Source organism: Legionella steelei (assembly GCF_001468005.1).
GTDB classification, from domain to species: domain Bacteria; phylum Pseudomonadota; class Gammaproteobacteria; order Legionellales; family Legionellaceae; genus Legionella; species Legionella steelei.
The window spans coordinates 1,229,986-1,256,494 of sequence record NZ_LNYY01000019.1 but is presented as its reverse complement, the minus strand read 5'-3'; the positions used below and the strand labels follow the sequence as shown (position 1 = coordinate 1,256,494).

The following is a 26,509-nucleotide window of genomic DNA, read 5'->3' as shown; positions in this document are numbered from 1 at the left end:
CTATATTGGTCTACAATTGAGAATATTAGGGTTTACCATAATAAAATTTTCCTTAAATGAAATCCATGGATGACAACAGGAACAAGGAGTTCACGATGAAGCGATTTTGGATGATCGGTTTATTGTTGTTGGCAAATAATGTGTTTTCACAAACACTAATCACTAAAGTGATTGAACTGCACTATGTTCCTGCCCCAAAGGTGATCCAATTAGTACAACCATTGTTGCAATCTGGAGAAAAAATAAGTGGTTCTGGGCAAACTTTAGTTGTTCAGGTTTCTCCCCAAACACTTACCGGAATCAGAACCGTATTACATCAAATCGATGTGCCCCCTGTAACATTTAACATTTCTATTTATCAAGGGGATCCAAATTGGTTGAGTGCACAAAATAAAAATTCGGTAAGCTATAGCACACAATCTCCTGAGGAAGTAAGACGCTCACAATCAGTTAAAGTAATGAGCGGCGACTCTGCATTCGTATCGACAGGCGAAGAAGTACCTATAGTCACCTCAGTAGGTGCTGGTTTTTTTACAGGAATATCTTACGAACAGCATCAAATCAAAAATGGATTGTTGGTGCAACCTGTACTGCGTGGTTCAAGGGTAGAGCTAAAAGTACGTCGAGTACGTGAACAACAAAATCCCGCCGGTGGACAACAATTTGATAACCAAAATGTAGCTACAACTTTAATGGTACCGTTAAATAAATGGGTTTCCTTAGGAACCCCCGAGGGCGCACAGAATTCTGATCCTTCGTCAGTATCTTACACTGCGGGAAGACCATTTTCTCAGCAAGCAACTCTTTATGTAAAAGTAACAGTGGAACATGATTAAATAACTGAATAAAAAATACTCAATTGGTATATAATTAATATAGACCTATAAATAAACTGAACCTTTCGGGAGGGCGCATGGCAATTATAAGCTCATTGGCTAATCATTTGCTGATCGCAATGCCTTCTCTAAATGATCCTAATTTTGAGAGAACGGTGATTTATATTTGTGAACATCATGAACAAGGTTCTGTGGGTCTCATCGTCAATCGCCCCATGCAATTTCCCTTGGCTATCGTTTTTGAGCAATTACATATTGAGCCTGTTCGGATGGAACAAAACAAAATGCCTTTAATGTTTGGTGGGCCCGTACAACCTGAGAGAGGGTTTGTGATTCATAAACAGTTTGGTGGTTGGCGCTCCAGTTTGTTTCTACAGGATGAGGTGACGGTAACGACATCAAATGATATTATTCGTGCCATCGCAGAAGATAAAGGGCCTAAAGACGTTTTAATTACTTTAGGTTATGCTGGATGGGTGGAAAGTCAATTGGAAAAAGAAATTCTAGAAAATACTTGGTTGGTTTGCCCGTATCGTTCCGAGATTTTGTATGAGGTTCCCTTCGAAGATCGTTGGGAATATGCTGGAACTACCCTAGGGATCAGAATGAGTCAATTGAGTTCAAATGTCGGCCATGCCTAGTCCTGTATATTTAGGTTTTGATTTTGGTTATAAACGCATTGGTGTTGCTGTTGGCCAACAACTCACGTGTAGTGCATCCCCTTTAGCAACTTTGAGTGCTCGCTCTGGTGTTCCTGATTGGAGCGTAGTGGCTAAGGTCATTGCCGAATGGTCACCCCAAGCGCTAATAGTTGGTTTTCCTACGTGTATTGATGGCAGTGAATTATATACAACTTCTGCCGCGCGTCGGTTTGCCAAAGAGTTGCGTAAACGATTTTCTTTACCCGTGCATTTAGTTGATGAACGGCTCTCAACGGTTGAGGCGAGGGAGCAATTGTTTGCACAAGGTGGATATCGTAAAATCAAACAATCTGAGGTAGATAGTATCGCTGCGTGTGTTATACTTGAGCAATGGCTGCAACATCCTGAATAGGGTCTATTCCATTTCTACTGTCTTAGTTCAAATAACCTGATTTTCAGTACTTCAATGCTCGAAAATTAGATCATTTGGGTTCATGCTCGCAAAATGCAAACAGATCTAGATTCCTGGTGGTTAAAAAATAAGGGTTTTATGAATCACTTTTTAGAAATTAGTCAATTATCACGACAACAGATTGAGTCTCTACTGCAACGCGCAGTGTATTTCAAACACCATAATCATTATCCTTCATATGCACAATATACTGTTGCCAATTTGTTTTATGAAAACAGTACTCGCACGCGTGTGAGTTTTGAGTTGGCTGCCAAGCGTTTATCTATGCCGGTGATTAATCTGGACTTGCAGAGTTCTTCAGAGACTAAGGGTGAGGCCATTGAGGATACAATTCGTACCCTTGCTGCTATGGGAATCCAATATTTTGTAATTCGCCATCGACAAGATGGTTTGCAGCAAAGTTTAGCCAATCAAATTGGCGATGAGATTCATATAATTAATGCGGGCGATGGTACCCATGCACATCCAAGCCAGGCTTTACTTGATATGATGACGATCATCGAACAAAAGCCACGATTAGATCAATTAAAAATAGCAATCCTTGGCAATATTAGGCATTCACGAGTGGCTAATTCATTTCAATGTATGTGCGCCCAATTAGGTATAGGGGAGCTTGTATTGGTTGCTCCTGAACTTTGGCAACCCAAAGCAGTACATTTTGGACGCGTCACCCATAATTTACGCGATGGATTAACTGATGCAGATGTCGTGATTTGTTTACGTGTGCAGCATGAACGCTTATTGGAATCCGATCATTTAGATCTCAATTCTTATCGACGTGATTTTGCTCTAACAGAAGAAAGTCTCGCTTATGCTAAGCCTGATGTAATGGTGATGCATCCAGGGCCTATAAATCGAGGTGTCGAAATAGACAGTGCTGTTGCCGACGGAGCAAATTCTTTTATACTGAATCAAGTTACGAACGGTGTTTTTGTGCGTATGGCAATTTTTGATGCTATAAGTAATCGAGGGTAGTATTTAGGAATTCACACGGCAGTGATATTGAATATGGAACATCCAAGGATATGCCCATGAGCCAACGCTATCAGCATATATGCATTTTAGTATTGCTGAGTTTTTACTGTTTGTTGTTTTATTTTATTTTTAAGTATTATCAACGGGTAGATTTTTCTTCTTTTTATCTATCGTCTCAGGCATTAACGCAGGACGAAAATCCTTATAGAAATTTCTATACTACTTTTTTGCCCTCTATAAAGATATTGCCGGCTAATTTAAATCCACCATTTGTTTTGTGGGGATTTGGTTTTTTGACGCAATTAAGTTATTCCAGCGCATTGTTTGTTTGGGTGTGCATGTCTTTTATTTTAGGAATAATAGGGATAACCATTACCTTTTATTACGCATTTTCTAAGCAATTTTTACAGAAAAATTATATTAATGTGTACCTTCTTTATTTTGCATTTTTCCCGACACTAATGAATTTTGTGACCCTACAGTTTGGTTGTATTTTGTTGTTTTTAATTATGGTGGGTTATTATTTTTATTTAAATCATCGCGACTACCTGGCAGGTATATCCTGGGGCATCATCGTTGCAATTAAATTGTTTCCTGCATTGTTATTTTTCTATGCGTTAAAACAAGGCCGTAAACGAGTCTTTGCAATCATGCTGGTTACGGTATTCATTGCTTCATTGCTGCCCTTACTGATTCATGGCCCGGTGATTTATGAGCAATATTTTAGAATGATGAAGGGGGTATTTTGGTATGGTGATAATTGGAATGCCTCAATTTATGGATACTTTTTTCGTCTACTTTGGGGAGGCGACAAACTCCCTAACATGTTTTACTTAAAGATCGTTAATCTAGTTTATAGTGTGCTATTTTTTATTTTGCTTTTATGGTACTGGAGAAAATTAGGACCAACGGAAAGCGAGCCGATAAACCACCAACCTTTTTGTTTGACTCTGGCTATGATGTTATTGATGAGTCCTTTTGGTTGGATTTATTATTTTCCTTTGTTAGTTTTTCCCATGATACTTATTTGGTTTGTGGCTTTAACAGAACAAGACGCTTCGACAAAAACAATATTTATTTGGCTCCTATGTCTTTTTCTTATCAATTTTCCTGTTGATTATGTAAACAGCCAGGACATGTCTCATTTGTGGGTACGCATCAGTTTTTTCTCCTGCCCATTTTATGGCTTATTGCTGCTCAGTTATCTTTTAGGCACAAGAAAAAAAATCTATGGGAATAATGAACTCCAATGTATTGCAACAAAACATTACTCGATATCAGCAATGATCGTTATTCTTATATTTGGAGTGCTCGTCCCTGTAATATATTATCTGATACGCTTGGTCAATTTGACTTTTAATTTACCAATAACCTAAGAAATTTCCTTTCCTATGAGAGGTGTATGGCCATAATCAATACCCTCATCCGCTCTGGCCAGCACCTTCTCTCTTGCGGAGAGAAGGAACATTCGATTTTTCTTCATCCGGGGGTGCGTAGGGGGTGTCTAAAAGACAAGGCTTGCTGCAAATGTTCTAGACAAACCTGACTACTTTCATTCATGTCTGCAAGAGTTCGTGCGACTTTCAATAAACGATGATATCCCCGAGCAGACAGTTTGAATTGCAACATAGACTGGCGTAAAAAATCGTGTTCTTGAGAACCCAAGGCACAAATTTTTTCACATGTGTTTGCTGCTAAAGATGCATTAAGACAATTTTGTCGTTCCAACTGGAGGGTTCGCACTTTAATGACCTGTTCTCGAATCAGATGACTTTGTTTGCTGGGATTAATATTGGGTGCAACTAATTCTTCCTGAGAGAGTGCCTGGACGGAGATATGCATGTCAATACGATCGAGTAGGGGTGCTGAAATCTTCGCATGATATCGCTTGATGCGGTCAGGGCTACATAAACAGTTCGCCTGAGGATTACCCCATTGTCCACATGGGCAGGGGTTCATTGCGGCAATGAACTGGAATTTAGCTGGAAACTCTATTTGTGCCGCAGCTCTTGAAATGCATATTGTTCCCGATTCCAGTGGTTGTCTTAATGTTTCTAGAACTTGCCGGTTAAATTCTGGTAGTTCATCCAGAAACAAGACTCCATGATGTGCCAGAGATATTTCTCCTGGTTTCGGTGGATTTCCTCCGCCAACTAAAGAGACAGGTGAGGCTGTATGATGGGGCGCACGAAAAGGTGGGGAACGCCATTCAGCAAAATCAGGTAATTTACCGCGTATGGAGTTAATCGCCACGCATTCTAGAGCTTCTGTTTCAGATAAAGGGGGTAATAGTGTATTAAAGCGCTTTGCTAACATGGTTTTTCCACTTCCAGGCGCACCACTGAGTAGAATACTGTGTCCGCCATAAGCTGCAATTTCCATGGCTTTTTTTGCGTGAAACTGCCCTTTAATATCAGACCAATCCTCTGCATATTGCATGAAGTAAGAGTCTGGTTGCGGTGGCAGCGACTGCAACGAAGTTCCTTGGCAAAGGTAGCTACATACTTCACGTAAGTTGTTAGCACTGTAGATATTTTGATATCCGGTTAACGAGGCTTCATGAGCATTTGCATTGGCGATAATAAGCGAACTTTGGTCTTTATTTGCTGCTAAGACAGCAGGAATAATAGCGGAAATGCCACGAAGCTCGCCACTTAAGGCAAGTTCAGCTATAAACTCATGGTCGGCTAATTGGTTTTTAGGGATTTGGTTTGACGCAGCAAGAATACCCAGAGCGATTGGTAAATCAAAACCACTCCCTGTTTTAGGCAAATCTGCAGGTCCTAAATTTACAGTGATTTTACGGCAAGGAAATTCAAATTGGCTATTAATAATTGCAGAGCGAACCCGATCCTTGCTTTCTTTTACGGCAGTTTCAGCAAGGCCTACTATTGTAAAACCAGGTAAACCATTCGACAAATGAACTTCTACTGACACCGGTTGTGCCAATATCCCAACAGTACTACGTGTTTTAGTAAACGCAAGATTCATTGCTTATTCCTGTGATGTTGGACAAAGTGAACGACAAAATTTCCTAATAGAATTCTTGCATCCTGCAAGAATTCTATTGTCGTTGCTTATGCTGCAATTACTTCTGTTCTTTGTTAAGCTGGGTCATTAAAACATCGACTTGCTTTTGTAGGTGCTCTACTTTTTCTCGGGTACGCGCCAGAACTTTGGTTTGTACATCAAACTCTTCGCGAGTAATCAGATCCATATGAGCAAAAGCCGCTTGCAGCACCTCTTTAAATTTTTGTTGGATGTCTTTTTCAATGTTTTGTAGACTTGGGGGAAGAGCAGCAAAAAGTTTTTTTGCTAAGTCGTCAAATTGTTTGGGGTCGAACATAATCACTCCATGTTTGTTTTTGCAAAGAGTCTAACAAAAGTATAATCACAGCGGAATATATTATGAAAATGATTATGGCAATTATTAAGCCTTTTAAACTGGATGATGTACATGAGGCATTAATGGAAATAGGGGTACCGGGGATAACTATTTCTGAAACTCGTGGCTTTGGACGACAAAAAGGTCATACTGAGTTGTATCGGGGGGCTGAATATGTAGTCGATTTTCTTCCTAAAATTAAAATCGAATTAGCCTTACCTGATGATATGGTCGAATCTGCAATTGAAGCGATTTGCAAATCTGCTTATACCGGTAAAATTGGCGATGGTAAAATTTTTGTTTATGAGTTGCAACAAGTGGTCCGTGTGCGTACCGGAGAAATTAATGCGGATGCGTTAACCTAAAAACCACCATACCAATAAATGGCACGTTGAGTAATTACTGCATTGAGTTGAATATCCCAAGGTTCGGACTCAAGGCAGTCTACACGTTGGAATTGGTACGCTACCCCAAATAAGGGACAATTTCCTTTGTTTTTAAAGGTGCGATCGTAATAACCAGCTCCCATGCCCAGACGATTACAGCGTACATCAAAAGCAACTAATGGTACTAAAGCTAAGTCTAACTCTTCTACAGGAATGGACAAATCAGGATGAACATCAGGTTCAGCAATTCCATAACGATTCTTGTGGAAAGGGGTATCGGATGTTGCTGGTAAAAAAGAAAGAGTTAAATTTTCTTCATTAAGAACAGGAAAATAACAGATTTTCCCTTGTAAGAGCGCATTTTTCCAAAGCTCATCTAAATCGATTTCACCTTTAACTGCACAATAAAGAGCGATTTTTTTTGCCTCTCGATATTGCTCTAACAAGCGAATACGATTACATACTTGACTTGATGCTGCGGCTCGATACGAAACAGACATCTTAGAGCGTATTTGTTTCATTGTATCTCTTAAAGCCTTTTTGACTTGATCTGTCATACAGGTGTCGGTGTATTATTCTCTTTAAATTATCGATTCTTTATTGCAAAAATTCAAGGTATTGAAATACTCAAAAAAATTTGTCACTCTGAAAATCTCAGGAAAGTGCTAGTTTTTTTTTAAAATACTAGGCAAGAAAGAAAAAATAAGGTATATAAGCCGTCCTGGTTTTTTATGAGGGTTTGTTGCCCCTTAGACTCCAGGTACAGTATAAACTCATTGAGAGAATGGTATGAGTGATTTGTTTGAAGATGATGAAGATGCTGTTGTAGAAGTCGGAGAAGACTTCGGCGATGTCGATAGTGAATTGGATGTTGAAGCTGAGGTTACAGAAGCTGTTCCACGTGATTTAGACGCACGTAGACGGTTGGAAAATATGTTGGATGAAAAACGTTTACGTGATGAACTGGAAGACGATTTTGGAGACTATTAATCTGGTTCGTCAATAAACACTCGTTGTAGATTCAGCTGCTTTTTCTAGGATTACAGTTATGATACGAACACGAGTACTCACAGAAGGGGAGAGCAGTTTTGCGTTTCCGATAGATGATCGCATCTTTTTGGGTGAGGGTTTGTTTGAAACGCTTAAAGTGGAAGGCGCCAAACCATGTTATGCTTTTTTGCATTGGCAACGGCTGGGCGATTCCGCACAAAAACTGGGGATCCCCTTTGATCTTTCTTATGAGCAATGGCTAGAGCATCTACTGAATAAAATTAAACGCGATAATTTATATCATGGCGGCATTAAAGCAATTTTAAGTGGGGGTGCTGCGTCTAGGGGATTAGTTGCTCAAGGACAGGTCAGTCATCTCATATTCCAGACTTTTAATTATACGGTGGAAACTCATCCACTACGTTTGGTGAGCGTACCGTGGTTAAGAGATGAAAATAACCCCATATATCAAGTCAAATCGGTCAATTATTTAGAGGCTATCCTCGCTCGTCGCCAAGCAAATGCTCTTGGTGCAAATGATGCTTTGTTTTTTAATACGCGGCAGCATGCAACAGAAACTACGTGTGCGAATCTATTTTTGATAAAAGAAAATGGGTTACTGACTCCGCCTATAACTGATGGCATACTTCCTGGCATTACTCGCTCAAGATTGTTGCAATGGTCTCAACAACAAGGCTTAAGTTGTATGGAAGTTTCGTTGACAAAAACAATGCTTCAAGAAGCCGATGTTCTTTTTACAACGAACTCCTTACAGGGAATTCGTCCGGTGCTTTCTTTGGACGAGCTCGTATTCGCAGTAGCGCATCCATTACTTACTCAATTATCTTCTTTTCTGAGCGCTTGAAACGAAAGCCATTAAGATGCGCTATCTTGATAATACACAGCAACAAAATGACTAAGCCTGCTATGAGGACTCCTCTGTTTTTATAAAATGCGCCTTGTTTTAATAAAGCCTCCATTCCTGCATATCCAAAATAGGTGTAAACAATTTCAGCGGGAATTAGAAAAATAAACGTAGTGATTAGGTAGGAGCGGAATTTTATTGCCGTTAATCCTAGGCCATAATTGACTAGATTATAAGGAACAATTGGGACTAGTCGTAGAAAGGCAACACTCATCCATCCTCGTTGTTCTACGGCGGCAATTAGTTTTCTTAGTCTTTTTCCTTTTCTTTGCGAAAACCAGTCATAACCGAGATGCCTGGTAATTAAGAAAGAGAATGCTGCACCGCTGGTTGCACTTAATAAATTGACTAGGGTGCCCAGGAAGGGGCCAAAAAGCGCTCCTCCTGCTAAAGTGAGCACCATAGTTGGTAAGAACATAATCGTTGCAAAACAATATATAATTAAAAATAGAAGGGGAGCAAACCAGCCAAGATGATCAACCCAATTAATGATTTCACTTGAATACTTCTGAAAAAAGAAGGCAGTGGTAATTAGGAATACCAAGGTTAAAACAATGATGATAGCTTTAATGGGATGAATGATACGGTAATTCATAGGATTTGTTTTGACGTCGGATAAATCTTCAGTAATCGCACTACTGCCCTTAGCATTCAATTTTATCAAGAAGTCTATTACACCTGGGTGTACGTTGCAATCTTGAAAAAAAATGATTGATTGGGTATAACCAAAGCGAATTTTTTATAAGAGAAGCAGAAACATGGAACAAGTTACCTGGAAGGAAAGACAAAAGCAGCGCGCTCGTAAGTGGATTAGAGCAATATTGGCTCGCTGGTTTAAAGTGGAGTTACGAGGTAATTATCAGCCCGAACTCAACTCGGTGATTATTGCCAACAGAACGTCAACAATTGATTTACTTTTGCTTGCCGCTTTTTTACCCGAGCAGTTAACTGTAGCTTTCCCACCTCACTCATCAAGTAAATTTTGGATTAAGATGATGGCGCTTTTTGCCGATGTTATTACCATCGACTCTACTAACGCTTTTGCAGCAAGAGCATTAGTTAATGCCATACGAGATGGAAAGCGTTGCGTTATTTTTCCTCAAGGAATTGGCTTACAGGAAGAGAGCTTGAAGGTCTTTGATGCCCCTGGAATGGTATTACAAAAAGCGGGATCTTCAGTTATCCCTATACGTATTGATGGAGCACAACACAGTATTTTCTCTATAAGCAAAGACAAACATCTTATTCGTTTATTTCCCAAGATTATTTTGCATGTATTACCGACACAATCTTATATGCAAGACAAAGATAAGCCTCTTGACCGAAATGCAGTGAGTACCCGTTTGTTTCGTTTGATCAGTGAGTTAACCTTTGCAAACAGCTTTCAGCCCATGCCAATGTTTAAGTCCCTTATTCAGGGAGCTGCTTTGGGAACAAAGAATAAAGCGCTCATTGAAGATGCAAATCGTGCTCCGTTAACGCATAAGCAATTTCTTGCTCGCTGCTTTATTTTGGGACGGCAAATTAAAAAGCAAACCCATGTTGGAGAACATGTAGGCATCATGTTGCCTACGACCATTGCCGGTATGGTTAGCTTTTTTGCACTGCATGCATATCGACGTATCCCGGCTATGCTTAATTTCAGCCTGGGACTCCATAATGTGCTGGCCACATGTAAGATTGCTGAAGTAAAAACAATTTATACGGCAAAACAATTCATTACTACGGCAAAGCTCGAGGATTTGGTCGAGGGATTACAGGAAAAAGGAATAAAAGTTTATTTTCTTGAAGACTTTAAGGATTCCATACATTTGGGCCATAAGCTTTCTGGATTATTAAAGGGGAGATTTGCTGCTCTGGCTTATCAACTCCTTGGCGCTCCAGTTTCTCCAGAGGATCCAAGCGTTATATTATTTACTTCCGGTTCAGAAGGTGTTCCCAAGGGGGTCGTTTTAACCCATTCTAATTTGCTCGCGAATTGTTCTCAATTAACTTCGCGAGTAGATTTTTCTTTTCGTGATAAATTTTTTAATTCCTTACCCATATTCCACTCGTTTGGATTAACTACCGGTTCAATTCTTCCTTTAATACATGGGCTCAGTTGCTTTTATTATCCCTCTCCCTTGCATTATAAAATAATTCCAGGATTGGTTTATCAAACCGGGGCTACCATCATGTTCGGGACTGATACCTTTTTAACCGGTTATGCTCGAGCTGCAGAGCAGCATGATTTTAGTGGTGTGCGTTATATTTTTGCAGGTGCTGAGAAAGTGAAGCCGGAAACGATTCGACATTGGATAGATACTTTTGGGGTAAAAATTTATGAAGGTTATGGGGCTACCGAGGCTTCTCCCGTAATTTCTATGAATTGTCCTTTAGCCTCTATCCCGGGTAGTGTAGGGATGATATTACCTTTTATGGAAAGTCGAATTCAACCAGTAGATGGCATTGCTCAAGGGGGACGTTTAATATTGCGTGGCCCTAATGTGATGAAGGGGTATCTCTCTTCCGAAAAGCCAGGAGCGTTGATTACTTCTGAAGAGGGATGGCATGATACTGGAGACATAGTCACTATGAATGATGAAGGATTCATTACGATTGCCGGACGTGCAAAACGTTTTGCGAAGATTGCGGGTGAAATGGTTTCGCTTACTGCTGTAGAAGGGGTGGCTGCGTCTATTTGGCCTGAATTGTTACATGCGGCAGTGAGCACGAAAAGCCCAAGTAAAGGGGAAAAAATTATATTGTATAGCGAGGCAAACAATGCCGATAAAGCAAGTTTTGTTAAAAAAATACAAGACTTGGAATATTCGGAATTACTCGTTCCACATCAGATTGTTCCAGGAAGTAAGATTCCTGTTTTACCTTCAGGAAAAATTGATTACTTAACTATTGAAAAAGAGCTCGAAGAAGGCTTAGTTTCAATGTAGCCTGGGTACAGCGAAGCGAAACCCGGGTTTTTCTAGCGCGAATTTCCCGGGTTACGGCTTGCTCTTTCATTTTTTCAAAACATAACTGCCTGGTGCATCCATTATCGGTTTTAATGGCAATTGTTCAAAATCAGGAGCCGGAACAAGTTTTCCTGAATGAGGTTTTAACCATTTTAACCATTCTGGCCACCAAGAACCCGGGTGTTCTGTTGCTTGTTCCAGCCATTGTTCTGCATGAGCAGGGGCATGACTATTCACTTTATAGCCATATTTTTTTGCTTCAGGTGCATTGATAATTCCTGCAATATGTCCTGAACCTCCGAGAACAAAGCGCTTAGGTCCATTCATCAGTTTAAAGCCTAAGTAGGTTGTTTTCCATGGTGCTATATGATCTCGTTCCGTAGACAGGAAAAAAGTGGGGATATCAATTGTACTGACATCAATCGGAGTATGATTAAGATGAATCTTGCCTGGTTTGACCAGATCATTATGTAGGTACATCCATCTTAAATATTGAGAATGCATCGTTGCTGGCATGTTGGTGGAGTCAGAGTTCCAGTACAAGATATCAAAAGGAACCGGGTTTTTACCGCGCAGATAGTTTTTGATAAAGAACGACCAAATTAAGTCATTTGCCCGGAGTGAGTTAAAACTGGAGGCCATAAATTTTCCAGCAAGATATCCCTTAGATTTCATTTCATTTTCTAGTTTTGCAATTTGTTGCTCATCAATAAAAACTGCAATATCACCTGGATCACTGAAATCAATCATTGACGCTAAAAAGGTGGAACTACGAACGGATTTATCTTGATGCGCTTTATTGTATGCAAGCAACATGGATAGAAGGGTTCCACCGATACAAAATCCCATGGTATTAACCTGCTTTATATTAAGCTGTTTTTTAATTGTACTAATTGCGGTTAATGGTCCTTCATTTAAATAATCAAATAAACTTTTATGAGAGAAATTTGAGTCTGGATTGACCCAAGAAATAATAAATACAGTAATTCCTTGCTTCACTAACCAGTTAATGAGGGAGTTATGTGGGCTTAAATCCATAATATAATATTTGTTGATCCACGGTGGAACAATAAGCAGAGGGATAGACTTGACGCTCGCTGTTTGTGGCGCATATTGAATTAGTTCCATCATGCTGTTGCGAAAAACTACTTTTCCAGGAGTTATCGCAATATTTTCACCTAGCCTAAATGCTTCAGTATCTGTCATTTTAATCATGAGACGCGAGGACTCGACTTCTAAATCAGAGAGCAAATTATGCAAGCCATGCAATAAATTTTTGCCATGGCTTTTCAATGTTTCATCCATGATCTGGGGATTAGTATGCACAAAATTAGCGGGAGACAATGCATCTAAATATTGCTTGGTAAAAAATTGCAGGCGTTTTGCTGTGTTTTTGTCAGGATATTCCAGTTGTTCAAACAAAGTATTCATATGCTGACTGGCTAAAAGGTAATGCTGAGTTAACATATTAAAAAATGGATTATTGAGCCATTCTTCCTCACGAAAACGTGGATCCTGAATGGGCATGGAAGTCCCATCTAACCAATGCTGCATTTGGGTTTGAGCCAAATTAATAGCATCTTGCCAATATGCAAGCTGCATTTCCCAGATTTTTTCTGGATTCTGCAACAGAATACTCATTACACTTTGAAAGTGTTCCGTTAGCTCAATATACTGATTGATTATTAAGGAAAGTTGTAAGGGAGTTTCCTTTATTTCAGAAATAATTTGCAGGCTTTTTTCAGCTATTGCGTGTAATAGCTCTCCAAGCTCTTTGTCATGGGTCATCCTAACTCCTGCGAGACAAATTAACAGGAGTATATTTTGGTTTTTTTATTAGTAATTAGCAAGTTTTATTGTTTTTGAAAAGATTTTTGATAATTCTCAATGGCCTCGTGAGATTTATCAACATCCTCTTGAGTTGTTGTCTTCGCTGTAGTCCAAAAAGAAGGCTGAGAACTGTAATGAAAATAAGGGACGACCAATACGCAACTTAAAGCCCTACAAAAATTATAGAACTTTTCTTTGAGACCACGATGTTTTTCGATACCATGACCTTTTGCATCCTCATAAGCCTGAGCATAAGCTCGTGCATCGCTCTCCTCTATCTGATCTTTTTTACAAACGCCCAATGTCGTTTGCATAAGCTTTTGACTTAGAGTTAAAGCGGCTTCGCCGGCATGCTGCGATGCCTCGAACCATGATTTTTTTAAGCGATGCCCATCAAGTTCAATGGGATAAATGGTCGCGAATACTTTCTGATGCTTATTATCTACTACTCGATTTTCATCTTTTAACGTTTGAATCGCAGGTTCTAATACCGAGTCGACCTTAAACGCTTTATTTCTATTGTTTTTAAGTAGCTTATCTCGAAAATCCTGAATAACTTCTGATTGTGCTGTAGTAATGCAAATGTCTTTAATTGCCTCTTGAACTAAAGGTTCTAGTTCCTCATTAATTTCGTCTGTCCCTATTTTTTTGGATCCTGCTTTTTGTTTTGCAATTAAGCAGGTAAGGTTACCTAACTCGATACAGCTTTCTATTAACGCACTTTGTCTTTTTTCAGAAGGCTCAAGCAAGTATTTTAGAAAAGCACAACGAAAATCCTGTATTTGTTGAGTTTTTTGAGCTTCTATTGACATTATGTAAATCTCTTTTTGTAAACAGCACAATTAAAATTATACAAAAAGATTATTAAGCGAGCATTAAGTGTATTGTTGAGCAGATAGCTAATTGGCTATATAGATTTAAATTAAGGATAGAAAGGATGCCCTTTACCAATCCCTAATTGTTCCTTCATGCCAGAAATAACCACTTTTCTTTGGTTTATTGATGAGCTCATATAGTTCTTGTGCTGTTTTGGAAGGTAGGGTTGGGGCATTGTTGGTACCCATATCTGTTTTGACCCAACCGGGATCAAAACTGGAAACTGTAGTTTCGGGTAACCTTTTTGCTAAAAGTAGGGTATACATGTTGAGGCATGATTTTGACATCTTGTAATGGGGTACACAGGCGGAGTCGTTGCCGCTGAACGTTCCCCATCCTGAAGAAATGTTAATTATTTGTGCATTAGGATTTAGCTTAGGAATGCATTGTTCCGTTAATTCTATGGTGCCAAATACATTGATCGCAAAAGTTTCTTTTAACTGGCTCATATTAATTTTTTCTGCACGCCAATCCTCCAACAGAACAGCAGCACTATTAATTAATACATCGATTTTGGGTAATTGCTTTGCAAAGTGGTTTATTTGTTCTGAATCCACTAAATTAAGCGGATGGATTTGTAGGTTTTTATGTTTTAAAGGAGTATGTCCATTCGTTGATGTTCCAATAACGAGCCAACCATTTGCTAAAAAGATTTTAGCTGTTTCAAGTCCTATCCCTCGACTAATCCCTGTAATTACAAGTGTATTCACAGTATTCTCCATTATACTTTGTAGCCTGGGTGAAGGCGTAGCCCTCACCCGGGAAATCTAAAGATGTAATCCCGGGTTTCGCTGCGCTGCACCAAGGCTACAATTTGGTGTCTTTGCTAATGCTTAAAGTGACGGACTCCAGTGAATAGCATAATTATCCCATGCTCTTCAGCACAAGTTATTATTTGTGCATCTCTGATCGAGCCTCCTGGTTGAATAATAGCAGAAATACCTGCTTCAGCAGCAATCTCTACAGTATCGGGAAAAGGTATAAATGCATCAGAAGCCATGACTGCACCATGAGCGTCAAATCCCATTTGTGCTGCTTGCCAAAGACCTATGCGTGCACTCATCACCCGGCTGGTTTGACCACCACCCAATCCAATGGTTGCAGCGTCTTTAGCATAAACAATGGCATTGGACTTAACATGTTTTACTGCACGCCAGGCAAACATTAAGTCATTCATTTGTTGTTCGGAAGGTTTCTTTTGAGTCACAGTTTTTAATTCATAACTTCCAAGAGAGAGTGAATCGTGTTCTTGGACGAGCAATCCGCCATCTACTTTTTTCATGTTTAAACGAAATGCATCATCTTGTTTCCATGCTCCAGTCAACAAGACACGAATATTTTCTTTGCTAGCCAGAACTTCTTTGGCTTCCTTGCTGGCATCGGGAGCGACAATGACTTCCACAAATTGTTTTTCCAGAATGGTTTTTGCCGTATTGGCATCCAATTTTTGGTTCACAGCGATGATACCGCCATATGCTGAGCTCGGATCACATTGAAATGCTTTGAGATAAGCATGAAGCAAAGAGTCCCCTATGGCAATACCGCAAGGATTAGCGTGTTTGACAATAACGCACGTTGGTTTTTCGCAGGAAAAAGATTTCACACAGTCCAACGCCGCATCTGCATCAAGAATATTGTTATAGGACAACTGCTTTCCTTGAATTAATTGTGCAGCGCCGAGAGAACCGGATTCAACATTTTTATCAATGTAAAAAGCAGCTTGTTGGTGCGGGTTTTCTCCATAACGTAAGTCGGTTATTTTATTAAACTGGCAGGTAAGAACCTCTGGGAAGCCGCAAGGGGTGTACTGTTCATCTAATGTGGTCAGATAGTTTGTAATTGCTGCATCATAGGCTGCTGTATGAGCGAAGGCTTTTTTAGCTAAAGTGAATCCCCAATCAGAAGGGCTTTTTTTGCTTTTTAGATACTGTATTAGCTCAGCATAATCCTCGGGTTTAACCACCACATAAGTATGCGCATGATTTTTGGCAGCTGAGCGAATCATTGCTGGTCCGCCAATATCAATATTTTCTATAGCCTCATTGAAATTACAGTCAGGGCGGCTGATGGTTTGCTCAAAAGGGTATAAGTTAATTACCAACAAATCAATGGGTTTGATTGAGTGTTCACGGAGTATTTTTGCATCTTTTTTCCCACGCGCAAGCAAACCAGCATGAATACCTGGATGCAATGTTTTTACTCGGCCATCTAACATTTCAGGAAAGCCTGTGCATTCACTTACATCGGTAACTGGTAATTCATGTTCTCTGAGTAATGCCGCAGTATTTCCTGTTGCAATGAGTTCTACACCTTGTTGGTGCAGCTCTTTTCCCAGTTCAACAATGCCTCGCTTATCGGAAACACTAAGCAGAGCTCTTTTGGGAGTAAAAGTAGAAAATGTACGTTCTTGGGCCATTATACCTTCCTTAACAATCGTAAGCTGGATGAGAATTGTCTGCAAATTCGCTAAAAATAGGCCTGAAGCCGTAGACAGGCTCTAAGAATATGTTTGTGCGTGCACTAAAAACAATTACAGTAATTTAAATCTATTTATTTAACTTAGAAAAAACCAATAATGACCACCCATTAAGGTTCTCCTGACGCTCTACGACAAATATTGAAGCATATCTTTTAATCAGTTCAGGGGCCTGTTCTTCTAGTATTCCTGATACGATAAGCATACCTTCTGAGGTGAGTAGTTGTTGAAAACGCTCTTTCAGGGAAACTAATGGTGCCAATAAAATATTAGCAATAATTAAATCTACAGGACTAGATAGCGCATCAGGCATACCAATTGACAATTTGTGCTCATCAATTTCATTAGCTAATGCGTTATTTTGGGTTGCTTGTAAGGCTTGCTGATCAATATCGACTGCATGTACTTCAGCTGCGTCTAGTTTCAAAGCAGCTAAGGTAAGTATTCCTGAACCACAACCGTAATCGATAACTACTTTATTTTTTAAATCAGCTTGTTCCAACCAAGTTAAACACAAAGCAGTCGTAGGATGAGTCCCGGTACCAAAAGCTAAGCCTGGATCTAACATGAGGTTGACGGCATTAGGTTCAGGTGGAGTAGACCAAGTAGGACAAACCCATAGGCGTCGGCCAAAACGTTGGGGTTTAAAATCATCCATCCAAGCCCTTTCCCAGTCCTTGTCTTCCAAAACCTCCAGGGTGCATAGCAACTTAGGGTAGGTTTGCTGTATGTGATCACGTGTATACTGTGCTTGGAATACTTCTGAAAATAAGGCCTGAATGATGACTTCAGGCCATAATGGGGTTGTTCCTGGCTCGGGCTCAAGAACTGGATTATCATTTTTATCAGTCAGCATAATCGATAGCGCACCGAATTCTTCCAACTCCTCGCTAAGCAGTTCGATTTCTTGACTTGGACAATGTTCTATCTTTAATTGAAACCACACAGCATTAATCCTTCAACATTTTTTCCAAATAGTGAATATTAGTGCCGCCAGCAATAAAAGACTGGTCATGGAAAATGCGTTGATGCAATTCAATATTGGTTCTTATTCCATCAATAATGATTTCATCGAGTGCATTTCGCATTCTGGCAATGGCTTCAGCACGAGTCTCTCCATAACTAATGAGCTTGCCTATCATCGAATCGTAATTCGGTGGAACTGTGTAGCTGCTGTAGATATGTGAATCAAAACGAATACCTGGTCCACCGGGTTGATGTAATAATTTTATTGTTCCTGGTGAAGGCATGAAGGTTTTGGCATCTTCGGCATTGATTCGACATTCAATTGCGTGGCCACGCCATTTGATGTCTTCTTGAGTAAGGGACATGGGTATGCCACTGGCAATTTTGATTTGTTCTTTAATCAAATCAACTCCAGTGATCATTTCAGTGACTGGGTGTTCGACCTGGATACGTGTATTCATTTCAATAAAATAAAAACATCCATCTTGATACAGGAATTCAAAAGTTCCGGCACCACGATATTTCAGCTCTTGGCACGCTTTGACTACAGAGTCACCAATTTCTTTTCTCAGTTCGGGACTAATCCCTGGAGCGGGTGCTTCTTCCACTACTTTTTGGTGGCGTCTTTGCATAGAACAATCACGCTCACCTAGATGAATGGCTTTGCCTTGGCCATCGCCAAGCACTTGGAATTCAACATGACGTGGGTTTTCCAAGAATTTTTCCATATAAACGATGGGATTATTGAATGCGGCCTTCGCTTCACTACGGGTAAGTGCAATAGAGTTAAGCAGACTTGCTTCACTATGTACAACACGCATACCTCGACCACCACCACCACCTGCTGCTTTGATGATAACGGGATAGCCAATTTTTTGGGCAATTTCTAGGTTCAAGCGGTCATCATCAGATAAAGGGCCATCTGATCCAGGAACACAAGGGACTCCGGCAGCCTTCATCGCATTAATGGCAGAAACTTTGTCACCCATAAGGCGAATAGTGTCAGCCCGAGGTCCAATAAAACAAAATCCACTTTGTTCGACTATTTCTGCAAAATCAGCATTTTCAGAAAGAAAGCCATAGCCAGGATGAATTGCTACGGCATCAGTAATTTCAGCAGCAGAAATAATCGCTGGGACGTTGAGGTAGCTTTTTTGTGCTGGCGCAGGGCCTATACAAACGGTTTCATCAGCAAGACGAACATGCAATAAATCTTTATCTACATCCGAATGTACGGCTACAGTCTGAATGCCAAGCTCTTTACACGCACGTAAAATACGAAGAGCAATTTCACCTCTGTTGGCAATAACAATTTTACTGAGCATGAATGCACCCTCTATTCAATAACAAACAGGACCTGATCGTATTCTACAGGTTCTCCATTAGCGACGAGTATATCAACGATTTTACCGGCACGATCCGCTTCAATTTCATTGAACATTTTCATTGCTTCAACAATGCATAACACGTCGCCTGCTTTAACCATTTGGCCAACAGCTACGAAAGGAGCGCTTTCTGGTGATGGAGAAGTGTACATAGTACCTACCATAGGAGAGCGAACCTTATGACCTGGAGTGACAGGCATTGCGGATTTACTTTCCGTATGTGGCGCCATAGGAGAAGCAGGTGCATTATTGATAATAGGAAGTTCCTGACGAGGGACAGGAGAAGAAACATAGTGAACTTGAGGTGCTTCTATCGCAGGAGCACTGCTGTGACGGCTTAGCCTCAGCGATTCTTCACCCTCTTTAATTTCAATTTCAGAAATGCCAGTTTCTTCCAGCAATTCGATTAATTTTCTTATCTTACGAATGTCCATTATTTGATTCTCTTTCAATAATTGATGTTAATGCTAATGAATACCCATGCGCCCCTAATCCACTGATAGTACCTTTTGCTATATCAGAAAAATAGGAATGGTGACGAAAAGGTTCTCGGGAATAAACATTACTGATATGTACTTCAATAAATGGTATTGCAACCGCACTTAAAGCATCCCTTAAGGCCACGCTGGTATGTGTGAAGCCTGCGGGATTAAAAATTATATAATTTATTTTATCGATGTGAGCCTGGTGGATTGCTTGAATTAAATCTGCTTCAGAGTTGCTTTGATAACAGTTTAATGAAAATCCAGCTAGTGTTGCTTCTTTGATTAAACGTGTGTTGATATTATCTAACGTAGTGACCCCATAAACTGAAGGCTCTCGAGTCCCCAGAAGGTTTAAATTTGGTCCATGTAAAACCAGAATTTTTTTCATGTTTTAGTTAGTATCAAGCGATTTCGGCAGATTTTGCCTGATCTTCCTAAAATTGTCTATATATCTCCGAGGATATCTGCAAGTTCTCCACTTTTTTTATATTTTTTTATATGAAATTCCAGGAGACATTTGCACGGTTTATCACAGTAACCTAGACTTTACTTTAGATAATGATGGAATCATTTTTAGACTAAAAATGGCATAAATTTCCAACTCCTTTTGGAAAAAGGAACTTTTAATGCAGGAAATGCTTGAGCAACAGGAGGTACAAAAGGTACGACCTGTCATATATGTTATTATTTTTATGATGATGATATTGGTGCAAATCTCTATCGATCAATATGTTCCATCACTACCTGCTATTGCTAAATCTTTTAATAGTAGTGAATCATCAATTCAACTCACGCTGTTTCTTTTTATGTTTGGGCTGGGAATTTCCCATGTTTTTTTTGGGCCTTTATCCGATAAAATTGGGCGAAAACTACCATTGATTTATGGTATTGGAATCAGCGTTATAGGATGCCTCTGCTGTTTACTTGCTCCTTCTGTTGCCGTTTTAACTTTGGGGCGATTTTTGCAAGGGTTTGGCATCGGTTCTTGCAGCTCTGTAGGGCGCTCTTTAATTCGTGATCTCTTCGCTGACAGATATTTATCGAAAATTGGCTCTTATGTTGGTGTTGCAAGCACACTTCTTTTAGTTGTTTCACCAATTTGGGGCGGATTTATTCAAGAGCACTTCGGATGGAGAGCTAATTTTTTATTTATTTTCATTGTAGGTCTGACCTTTTGGGTTTTTATTTTTTTTGCTTTGCCTGAGACCAATAAAAATCTTAACCCTAATGCCACTAAAATAAGCGTCATTCTGCAAAATTATTACGCTTTGTTAAAATCAAAGATTTTTTTAGGTTATACCCTATGTGCCTGTTTTGCTTGTGCAGGTTTAGTTGCTTATCTGACTATTGCCCCGTTTTTATTTCAAAATGTATTGGGCTTAACACCTTTAGAGTATGGTCAACTGTCCATTTTCATTGCGGGTGCTATTTGTTTTAGTGGGATAATTAATAGTCAATTGGTGATGCTTAAAGGAGTTGCTTATATGCTCTTTATTGGTGTCTTGCTGATGATTGGCGGCAGCGGGATTATGCTCATTTTTGCACTTGCTGGAATAATGAATGTACCGACAATCATGTTCCCGATTGCTTTATTTAGCATGGGAGCAGGCCTTACCTTTATTAACGCATTTGCAGGCGTTTTTCACCCATTTCCACAAATTGCAGGAACAGTGGCTGCGTTGTATGTCAGCATGCAAGATTTAACAGCTGCATTAACAAGCGGCATTATTGCTGTAAACAGGATACAAGGTCAGCTGTCTTTAGCGGTAATATTACTTGTATTAGGTCTGGGTGCTTTGGTGGCATGGTATTATCAAAATACCATCACTCAATAAGTAAAAGCCCTCCTTATTTCTCATGTAGCCGGGGTTTCGCTGCATCCAGACTGCATGAAAAGTTCCTTCGCTCATGGTCATTATTTTCACATAAGTTGCTCACGAAGCATCAAATAATATTTCAAAAATGCCAAAACTATGCTAGCTTGAATAAGTTTTTAAAGTTTATTTAGTAGTGTCCACAGGCGTAACTCACTGTCTGGGCCAGTCAGGTTATTTTATAGCTTTGATTTTATGGATAAATTGGTTCGACAGGGATGAGTTGCTTCAATTAAGTTGCAAATAAAGGAGTAGGTTTCAAAATGCATCATAATTACTATTTATCTCCCCTGGCTGTCGCCCTGGCTTTAGGAATAGCATCTTCTGCAAGAGCTGCTGAACCCATGCTGTTACAAAAGGCATCTATAGAGCAAGTAAAACAAAAATTTGGTTTGACGATACAAGGCGTCTCCGTTGTTAAAGACAGTTTACGATTCGTTAGTGAGCACACTGACAGCAATAAAGTAACGCACGTCCGTATGCAACAGCAATATGTAGGATTTCCTGTGTATGGTGGTTATGCAATTATGCACAGTATGCATACTGTAAATTCGTTAGCGAAAGCTAAGTCAAATGTAGCGATGAATGGTGTTGTTTATCAAGGTTTGCAGACTGAATTAGGTCAACCTGATGCTTCTTTTGTGAAAAATGCTGATGCAGCGTTACAACAATTTAAAGCGAAGTATGTAGGTAAAGACGTCAGTGACGAGAAAGTCACTCCTATGGTTTATATTGATGCGCAACATAAAGCACACTGGGCATACAAAGTGAGTGCTCTTGTTGTCCATCAAGATAAAATACCAGAGCGTCCCACTGCAATTATTGATGCAAAAACCAATCAAGCTTTTGTGCAATGGAACGACATAAAAACTCAAAATAGAGACTCTGTAAATGGGTCTGGTTTTGGTGGAAATAATAAAGTAGGTTTTATTCAGTACGGTACGGATTTACCCTATCTTGATTTAACTCGTGATGCGACCAATGAACTCTGCTTTATGGAAAATGCCGATGTTAAAGTAATTGACATGGGGCATAAATACAGTGCAAGAAGTAGAGCAATGAAGTTTAATTGCCCCACTAATGATGCAAATATTTATCTTACAGGTTACAAAGCAGATGGTTACGATAAAGACAATGGTGCTGCTTCTCCAACGAATGATGCATTGTACTCTGGCCATGTAATACACCACATGTATAAAGATTGGTATAATGCTAATGCCTTAAGCAACGAAGATGGAACGCCGATGCAATTAGTGATGCGTGTTCACTATGGCGAGGGCTATGAGAATGCCTATTGGGATGGCCGACAAATGACTTTCGGTGATGGTGATACCATGATGTATCCTTTGGTATCTCTTGGTGTAGCAGCGCATGAAATCAGCCATGGTTTTACAGAACAGCATTCTAACCTTGAATATTATGGCCAATCAGGTGGTATGAACGAAGCGTTCTCTGATATGGCGGCTCAAGCAGCTGAATATTATTCTGTAAATAAAAGCACCTGGCAAATTGGTGGCGAAATCATGAAAGAAGACAGCGGTTATGACGCATTACGCTACATGGATATGCCAAGCCGTGATGGTGAGTCTATTGACACTGCTGATGAGTATTATGGTGGTTTGGATGTTCACTATTCCAGTGGGGTATACAACCATTTATTCTACATATTAGCAAACCAAGCGAATTGGAATACTCGATTGGCATTTGATGTCATGGTTAAAGCCAACATGGATTACTGGACTCCTTACTCAAACTTTGATGATGGTGGCGAGGGTTTGGTCAGTGCAATCAATGATTTGGTAGCTGGTGATCCAAGCCATGCGAAGTATCCTGAAACTGCTGTATGTGATGTTAAAAAGTCATTAAGTGAAGTTAAGATCATGATCAATATGGATGGATGTACTTCTAATTAACATGAGTGCGATATAAAGGCATTTACTGCCTTTATATCGCAAAACCAATCTTAATTATGATCACGTTAAAAATCTTTGAGTGAACGGTCGAGTTTGTAATATGGTCGTTCCTGACTATTTACTGATGAATAAAGCTCGCTAGAAGCTTACTTATAACCTCTGGCTGTTCCATATGAATGTGATGTCCTCCCTCCATTTTTTTAAGGGTGAGATCTTTTACTGCCTGCACACGCTGATTCATTATGTCTGCGTCAAAAGAAAAGCCATTACTAGATAAAAGTAAATAAGTTTTCGCGGTAATTTCCCGTAAACAAGAAAGTATTTGCGTTTCTGTCATACGTAAGGGGGAGCGCACCAGTAAGCGTTGATCATGCCGCCAATAAAATTTTCCCTTGTTTTCAAGCAAACTGCGCTCACAAAGAATTTTTGCAATGTCTAAAGAGACATACCCCTTAAATGCACGAGCAAGGGCGGCACTATTGATATGGTCATAGCCTTTCGATTCTTTGCTTTTTTGACTAAGAACATGCGCATACTCTCTTAATTGCTGACATGCGGTTTCTGCGGGATTGGAAAATGGTCCCAATCCCTCAATTAAACTTAGAGATAGAAATCGCTCTGGAGCTACACCTCCGACTAAACTTGCCAGACAAGCCCCCATGGAATGTCCTAACAGGTGTACTTTATCAAGTTTAAGTGCATTGATTATTTCAATAACGATAAAAATACCATCAAAAAAGTGATAGTGGCATCCTTCAGGCAGATGTGATGAATGACCATGTCCAGGTAAATCAACGGCTACAACCTGAAAGTCACTTTCTAAGTACGTCGCAAGAGGAGCAAAACTATTTGCATTATCTAGCCATCCATGCAGAGCTAGGATAGTAGGTTTATCAGGGTTTCCCCAAATTTTACATGCTATAGAAAAACCCGGAATAGAGAGCGTTAGAGTATTCATTTTATTTGCGATTTTTTTAACTTTTATTTAGTAAACATTATATATCTACTACAAACAGGAAGGCTATAATTCATTATAGAGTAGAATTTTTACCTCATCTGTTTCAACAAGTACAATGATTGTGTCCTTAATCTTTGGATAAGTTGCGAGATCCTTGATGGGGGTGTAGTACAATTTTTTTATACATTTGGTTGTTATCCCTAATAGGGGAACTTGAAAAGAGTAAACTATGCAAAAAGAGGCAAATAGCGTTTCATTAATAACTTATAATATGCATAAAGGATTCGGAGTAGGGGCCGTACGTTTCTTGCTGCCTAAAATGCGTGACGCAATTACCAGTTTAAATCCTGATTTTGTTTTTTTACAAGAAGTTCAGGGTGAACACAGGAAACGACAAAAACGAATTGATGCATGGCCTGACTCCCCTCAATTTGAGTATATCGCTGAAAACATATGGCCTCATTACGTTTACGCAAAAAATGCCGTTTATGAGTCAGGACACCATGGGAATGCAATTTTAAGCAAATATGCTTTTGAACGCATTGAAAATATTAATCTGGCAAACATTCGTAGAGCTTCAAGAGGAATATTACACGCGCAACTTAAACTCGATAAAGTAACAGTTCATTTGTTATGTGTGCATCTGGGCCTTTTTAAGGCCGAGCGCATAGTACAATTCAATACTTTAATGCAACGCATTCAGGATGTAGTACCGCAAGATGAGCCTTTATTGATGGCAGGAGACTTCAATGATTGGCGTACGGTTATTTCCAAACCTCTGGCTGAACACTTAAATGTAGAAGAAGCTTTTGTTTCTGTGGAAGGCCAACATGCACGCTCATTCCCGGCTATTAGACCAGCACTTTGCATTGACCGTGTATATTTTCGTGGGATGAAGGTACAAGAAGTGGCTTGTTTGCATGGTAAACCCTGGCGTATGCTTTCTGACCATTTACCTCTTTATGCACGTTTTGAGTTGCTTATTTGAATCACAACTAATTACTTTTCGTTTACGTGAACATATGTGTGCTCGGAAAAGCCTATGCTATTTTAGTGAGCATAGGCACGATTAGTAATAACAATTAAGCTGCAAATTCTCTAATGCAGTACAGGGTATTCATCATTGGGGACTAACTTACTTCTACAAACAAGGTCGCCAAAAGATAATTACTCCATTTTGTGATTATATTCACCAACACAGGCTAAGCTATTCAAGCGAGCACGATTCAATAAAGCCTCTTGTGCTTTAGCAACATTCGCTTTATCTCCAGCCCAGGCAGTTAAACAATTTTCCTGTAATGCTCTTCCGAAAGAAAAGCTTAATAACCAGGGTTGATGATCGATGCTATTAATCGCATTTAAATTTGCTGTAGCCTGTTGTGGTGTTTGACCGCCAGATAGGAAGTTAATGGTGGGCACTGCAGCAGGTACATTATTACGGAATACGCTAATCGTATAGTCAGCAATTTCATCAGGCTCACTGAATGGACTATGTGCTTTACCACAGGTAACCATGCTTGGTTTTAAGATAATGTGTTCTAACTCAACCTGGTGAATAAATAAAGCATGGAATAACTCATGAAGAACGATTTCACAAACTTCTGCGCAATGTTCAATAGTATGATCCCCATCCATCAGTACTTCAGGTTCAACGATAGGAACAATTCCTGCTTCTTGGCAAACTGCAGCATAACGAGCCAGATTTTCTGCACCTGTTTTTACTGCTGTTAAACTAGGAGCAAATTCAGAAATAGAGTACACATTACGCCATTTAGCGAATTTTGCACCTAATTTTTTAAAATGTTGTAAGCGTTCGGCTAATCCATCCAAACCTTGAGTCACTTGTTCGTTTTCAGTATTTGCTAACGGAACTAATCCTTTATCGACTTTAATGCCAGGAACGATACCTTTATCTGCAAATATCTTAGCGATAGGAGTTCCATGTTCATCAGTCTGGTTAAAGGTTTCTTCGAATAAAATGACCCCATTAACGTATTGCTCTAAATCGGGAGTAGTTGCTAAAAGCAATCGATAATCCCTACGGTTTTCTTCTGTATTCTCAATACCAATGGAGGTAAAGCGTTTACCTATAGTTGAATTACTCTCATCTGCGGCTAAAATTCCTTTACCCTCTTGCAGTATTAGCTCCATAGTATTGGACAATTCTTCATAACTCATATTGTAT

The 26,509-nt window shown here is 39.7% G+C and carries 26 protein-coding genes; 12 read left to right on the top strand and 14 right to left on the bottom strand.

Annotation, left to right across the window (positions count from 1 at the left end; genetic code table 11):
- The first annotated feature begins 95 nt into the window (after positions 1-95).
- The 5 genes from Lste_RS09690 to Lste_RS09670 all read left to right on the top strand — a co-directional run bounded on the left by Lste_RS09690 (position 96) and on the right by Lste_RS09670 (position 4,300).
- Positions 96-836 (top strand): type II/III secretion system protein, encoded by a 741-nt coding sequence (locus Lste_RS09690; protein WP_058510819.1) that lies wholly within the window; start codon positions 96-98, stop codon positions 834-836.
- Positions 837-913: 77 nt separating this feature from the next.
- A complete protein-coding gene (locus Lste_RS09685; protein WP_058510818.1) occupies positions 914-1,477 on the top strand; it encodes a YqgE/AlgH family protein in 564 nt (187 codons plus the stop codon).
- Entirely contained in the window at positions 1,470-1,889 is a 420-nt protein-coding gene (gene ruvX, locus Lste_RS09680; RefSeq protein WP_058510817.1) for a Holliday junction resolvase RuvX, read from the top strand. Before Lste_RS09685 ends, ruvX begins: the two co-directional genes overlap by 8 nt.
- Before the next feature lie 138 nt (positions 1,890-2,027).
- Positions 2,028-2,924: an aspartate carbamoyltransferase catalytic subunit gene (locus Lste_RS09675; protein ID WP_058511705.1), complete on the top strand. Its 897-nt coding sequence runs from the start codon at positions 2,028-2,030 to the stop codon at positions 2,922-2,924.
- Between the two features lie 56 nt (positions 2,925-2,980).
- A complete protein-coding gene (locus Lste_RS09670; RefSeq protein WP_058510816.1) occupies positions 2,981-4,300 on the top strand; it encodes a glycosyltransferase family 87 protein in 1,320 nt (439 codons plus the stop codon).
- Between the two features lie 103 nt (positions 4,301-4,403).
- On the opposite strand, the gene Lste_RS09665 is transcribed toward Lste_RS09670, so the two are convergent.
- Positions 4,404-5,915 carry a YifB family Mg chelatase-like AAA ATPase gene (locus Lste_RS09665; protein WP_058510815.1) on the bottom strand — a complete coding sequence of 504 codons (1,512 nt, stop codon included), beginning with the start codon at positions 5,913-5,915 and terminating at the stop codon, positions 4,404-4,406.
- A gap of 97 nt (positions 5,916-6,012) precedes the next feature.
- Positions 6,013-6,270, bottom strand: a complete 258-nt coding sequence (gene ubiK, locus Lste_RS09660) for a ubiquinone biosynthesis accessory factor UbiK (RefSeq protein WP_058510814.1) — start codon at positions 6,268-6,270, stop codon at positions 6,013-6,015.
- A 62-nt stretch (positions 6,271-6,332) separates the two neighbouring features.
- On the opposite strand from ubiK, the gene Lste_RS09655 reads away from it, so the two are divergent.
- The gene (locus Lste_RS09655; RefSeq protein ID WP_028380978.1) at positions 6,333-6,674 is read left to right on the top strand and encodes a P-II family nitrogen regulator; all 342 of its coding nucleotides are present in this window, start codon (positions 6,333-6,335) and stop codon (positions 6,672-6,674) included.
- Here Lste_RS09655 and Lste_RS09650 read toward each other — a convergent pair.
- Positions 6,671-7,252: a 5-formyltetrahydrofolate cyclo-ligase gene (locus Lste_RS09650; RefSeq protein WP_058510813.1), complete on the bottom strand. Its 582-nt coding sequence runs from the start codon at positions 7,250-7,252 to the stop codon at positions 6,671-6,673. The two genes, Lste_RS09655 and Lste_RS09650, sit on opposite strands and share 4 nt — an antisense overlap.
- Positions 7,253-7,484: 232 nt before the next feature.
- On the opposite strand from Lste_RS09650, the gene Lste_RS09645 reads away from it, so the two are divergent.
- Together Lste_RS09645 and Lste_RS09640 are read left to right on the top strand one after the other, a co-directional pair.
- On the top strand, positions 7,485-7,685 hold the full coding sequence (locus tag Lste_RS09645; protein WP_058510812.1) for a PA3496 family putative envelope integrity protein: 201 nt from the start codon (positions 7,485-7,487) through the stop codon (positions 7,683-7,685).
- A 58-nt stretch (positions 7,686-7,743) separates the two neighbouring features.
- Positions 7,744-8,550: an aminotransferase class IV gene (locus tag Lste_RS09640; protein ID WP_058510811.1), complete on the top strand. Its 807-nt coding sequence runs from the start codon at positions 7,744-7,746 to the stop codon at positions 8,548-8,550.
- Here Lste_RS09640 and Lste_RS09635 read toward each other — a convergent pair.
- The gene (locus tag Lste_RS09635) at positions 8,519-9,205 is read right to left on the bottom strand and encodes a TVP38/TMEM64 family protein (RefSeq protein WP_058511704.1); all 687 of its coding nucleotides are present in this window, start codon (positions 9,203-9,205) and stop codon (positions 8,519-8,521) included. The two genes, Lste_RS09640 and Lste_RS09635, sit on opposite strands and share 32 nt — an antisense overlap.
- A 163-nt stretch (positions 9,206-9,368) precedes the next feature.
- On the opposite strand from Lste_RS09635, the gene Lste_RS09630 reads away from it, so the two are divergent.
- Positions 9,369-11,540, top strand: a complete 2,172-nt coding sequence (locus tag Lste_RS09630) for an AMP-binding protein (protein WP_058510810.1) — start codon at positions 9,369-9,371, stop codon at positions 11,538-11,540.
- A gap of 66 nt (positions 11,541-11,606) precedes the next feature.
- On the opposite strand, the gene Lste_RS09625 is transcribed toward Lste_RS09630, so the two are convergent.
- The 8 genes from Lste_RS09625 to aroQ all read right to left on the bottom strand — a co-directional run bounded on the left by Lste_RS09625 (position 11,607) and on the right by aroQ (position 19,967).
- Positions 11,607-13,349 carry a PHA/PHB synthase family protein gene (locus Lste_RS09625; protein WP_058510809.1) on the bottom strand — a complete coding sequence of 581 codons (1,743 nt, stop codon included), beginning with the start codon at positions 13,347-13,349 and terminating at the stop codon, positions 11,607-11,609.
- Positions 13,350-13,414: 65 nt separating this feature from the next.
- On the bottom strand, positions 13,415-14,203 hold the full coding sequence (locus Lste_RS09620) for a hypothetical protein (protein ID WP_058510808.1): 789 nt from the start codon (positions 14,201-14,203) through the stop codon (positions 13,415-13,417).
- 132 nt (positions 14,204-14,335) lie between these two features.
- Positions 14,336-14,977, bottom strand: a complete 642-nt coding sequence (locus tag Lste_RS09615) for an SDR family NAD(P)-dependent oxidoreductase (RefSeq protein ID WP_058510807.1) — start codon at positions 14,975-14,977, stop codon at positions 14,336-14,338.
- Between the two features lie 116 nt (positions 14,978-15,093).
- Complete coding sequence (purH, locus tag Lste_RS09610) at positions 15,094-16,683, bottom strand: bifunctional phosphoribosylaminoimidazolecarboxamide formyltransferase/IMP cyclohydrolase (RefSeq protein WP_058510806.1); 1,590 nt, start codon at positions 16,681-16,683, stop codon at positions 15,094-15,096.
- A gap of 130 nt (positions 16,684-16,813) precedes the next feature.
- The gene (prmA, locus tag Lste_RS09605) at positions 16,814-17,689 is read right to left on the bottom strand and encodes a 50S ribosomal protein L11 methyltransferase (RefSeq protein ID WP_058510805.1); all 876 of its coding nucleotides are present in this window, start codon (positions 17,687-17,689) and stop codon (positions 16,814-16,816) included.
- 4 nt (positions 17,690-17,693) lie between these two features.
- On the bottom strand, positions 17,694-19,034 hold the full coding sequence (accC, locus tag Lste_RS09600; protein ID WP_058510804.1) for an acetyl-CoA carboxylase biotin carboxylase subunit: 1,341 nt from the start codon (positions 19,032-19,034) through the stop codon (positions 17,694-17,696).
- Positions 19,035-19,045: 11 nt separating this feature from the next.
- Positions 19,046-19,528 (bottom strand): acetyl-CoA carboxylase biotin carboxyl carrier protein, encoded by a 483-nt coding sequence (gene accB, locus Lste_RS09595; protein WP_058510803.1) that lies wholly within the window; start codon positions 19,526-19,528, stop codon positions 19,046-19,048.
- Entirely contained in the window at positions 19,515-19,967 is a 453-nt protein-coding gene (aroQ, locus tag Lste_RS09590; RefSeq protein ID WP_058510802.1) for a type II 3-dehydroquinate dehydratase, read from the bottom strand. Before aroQ ends, accB begins: the two co-directional genes overlap by 14 nt.
- A gap of 247 nt (positions 19,968-20,214) precedes the next feature.
- On the opposite strand from aroQ, the gene Lste_RS09585 reads away from it, so the two are divergent.
- Together Lste_RS09585 and proA are read left to right on the top strand one after the other, a co-directional pair.
- The gene (locus tag Lste_RS09585; RefSeq protein WP_083503984.1) at positions 20,215-21,414 is read left to right on the top strand and encodes a multidrug effflux MFS transporter; all 1,200 of its coding nucleotides are present in this window, start codon (positions 20,215-20,217) and stop codon (positions 21,412-21,414) included.
- A 302-nt stretch (positions 21,415-21,716) separates the two neighbouring features.
- Positions 21,717-23,366: a zinc metalloprotease ProA gene (gene proA, locus Lste_RS09580; RefSeq protein ID WP_058510800.1), complete on the top strand. Its 1,650-nt coding sequence runs from the start codon at positions 21,717-21,719 to the stop codon at positions 23,364-23,366.
- A 118-nt stretch (positions 23,367-23,484) separates the two neighbouring features.
- Here the strand turns inward: proA and Lste_RS09575 are convergent, their stop codons facing one another.
- Positions 23,485-24,324 carry an alpha/beta fold hydrolase gene (locus Lste_RS09575; protein WP_058510799.1) on the bottom strand — a complete coding sequence of 280 codons (840 nt, stop codon included), beginning with the start codon at positions 24,322-24,324 and terminating at the stop codon, positions 23,485-23,487.
- Positions 24,325-24,553: 229 nt separating this feature from the next.
- Between Lste_RS09575 and Lste_RS09570 the strand changes: the two genes are divergently transcribed.
- Positions 24,554-25,312 (top strand): endonuclease/exonuclease/phosphatase family protein, encoded by a 759-nt coding sequence (locus tag Lste_RS09570; protein ID WP_058510798.1) that lies wholly within the window; start codon positions 24,554-24,556, stop codon positions 25,310-25,312.
- 179 nt (positions 25,313-25,491) lie between these two features.
- Here the strand turns inward: Lste_RS09570 and Lste_RS09565 are convergent, their stop codons facing one another.
- On the bottom strand, positions 25,492-26,502 hold the full coding sequence (locus Lste_RS09565) for a class I fructose-bisphosphate aldolase (protein ID WP_058510797.1): 1,011 nt from the start codon (positions 26,500-26,502) through the stop codon (positions 25,492-25,494).
- Between the last annotated feature and the right edge of the window lie 7 nt (positions 26,503-26,509).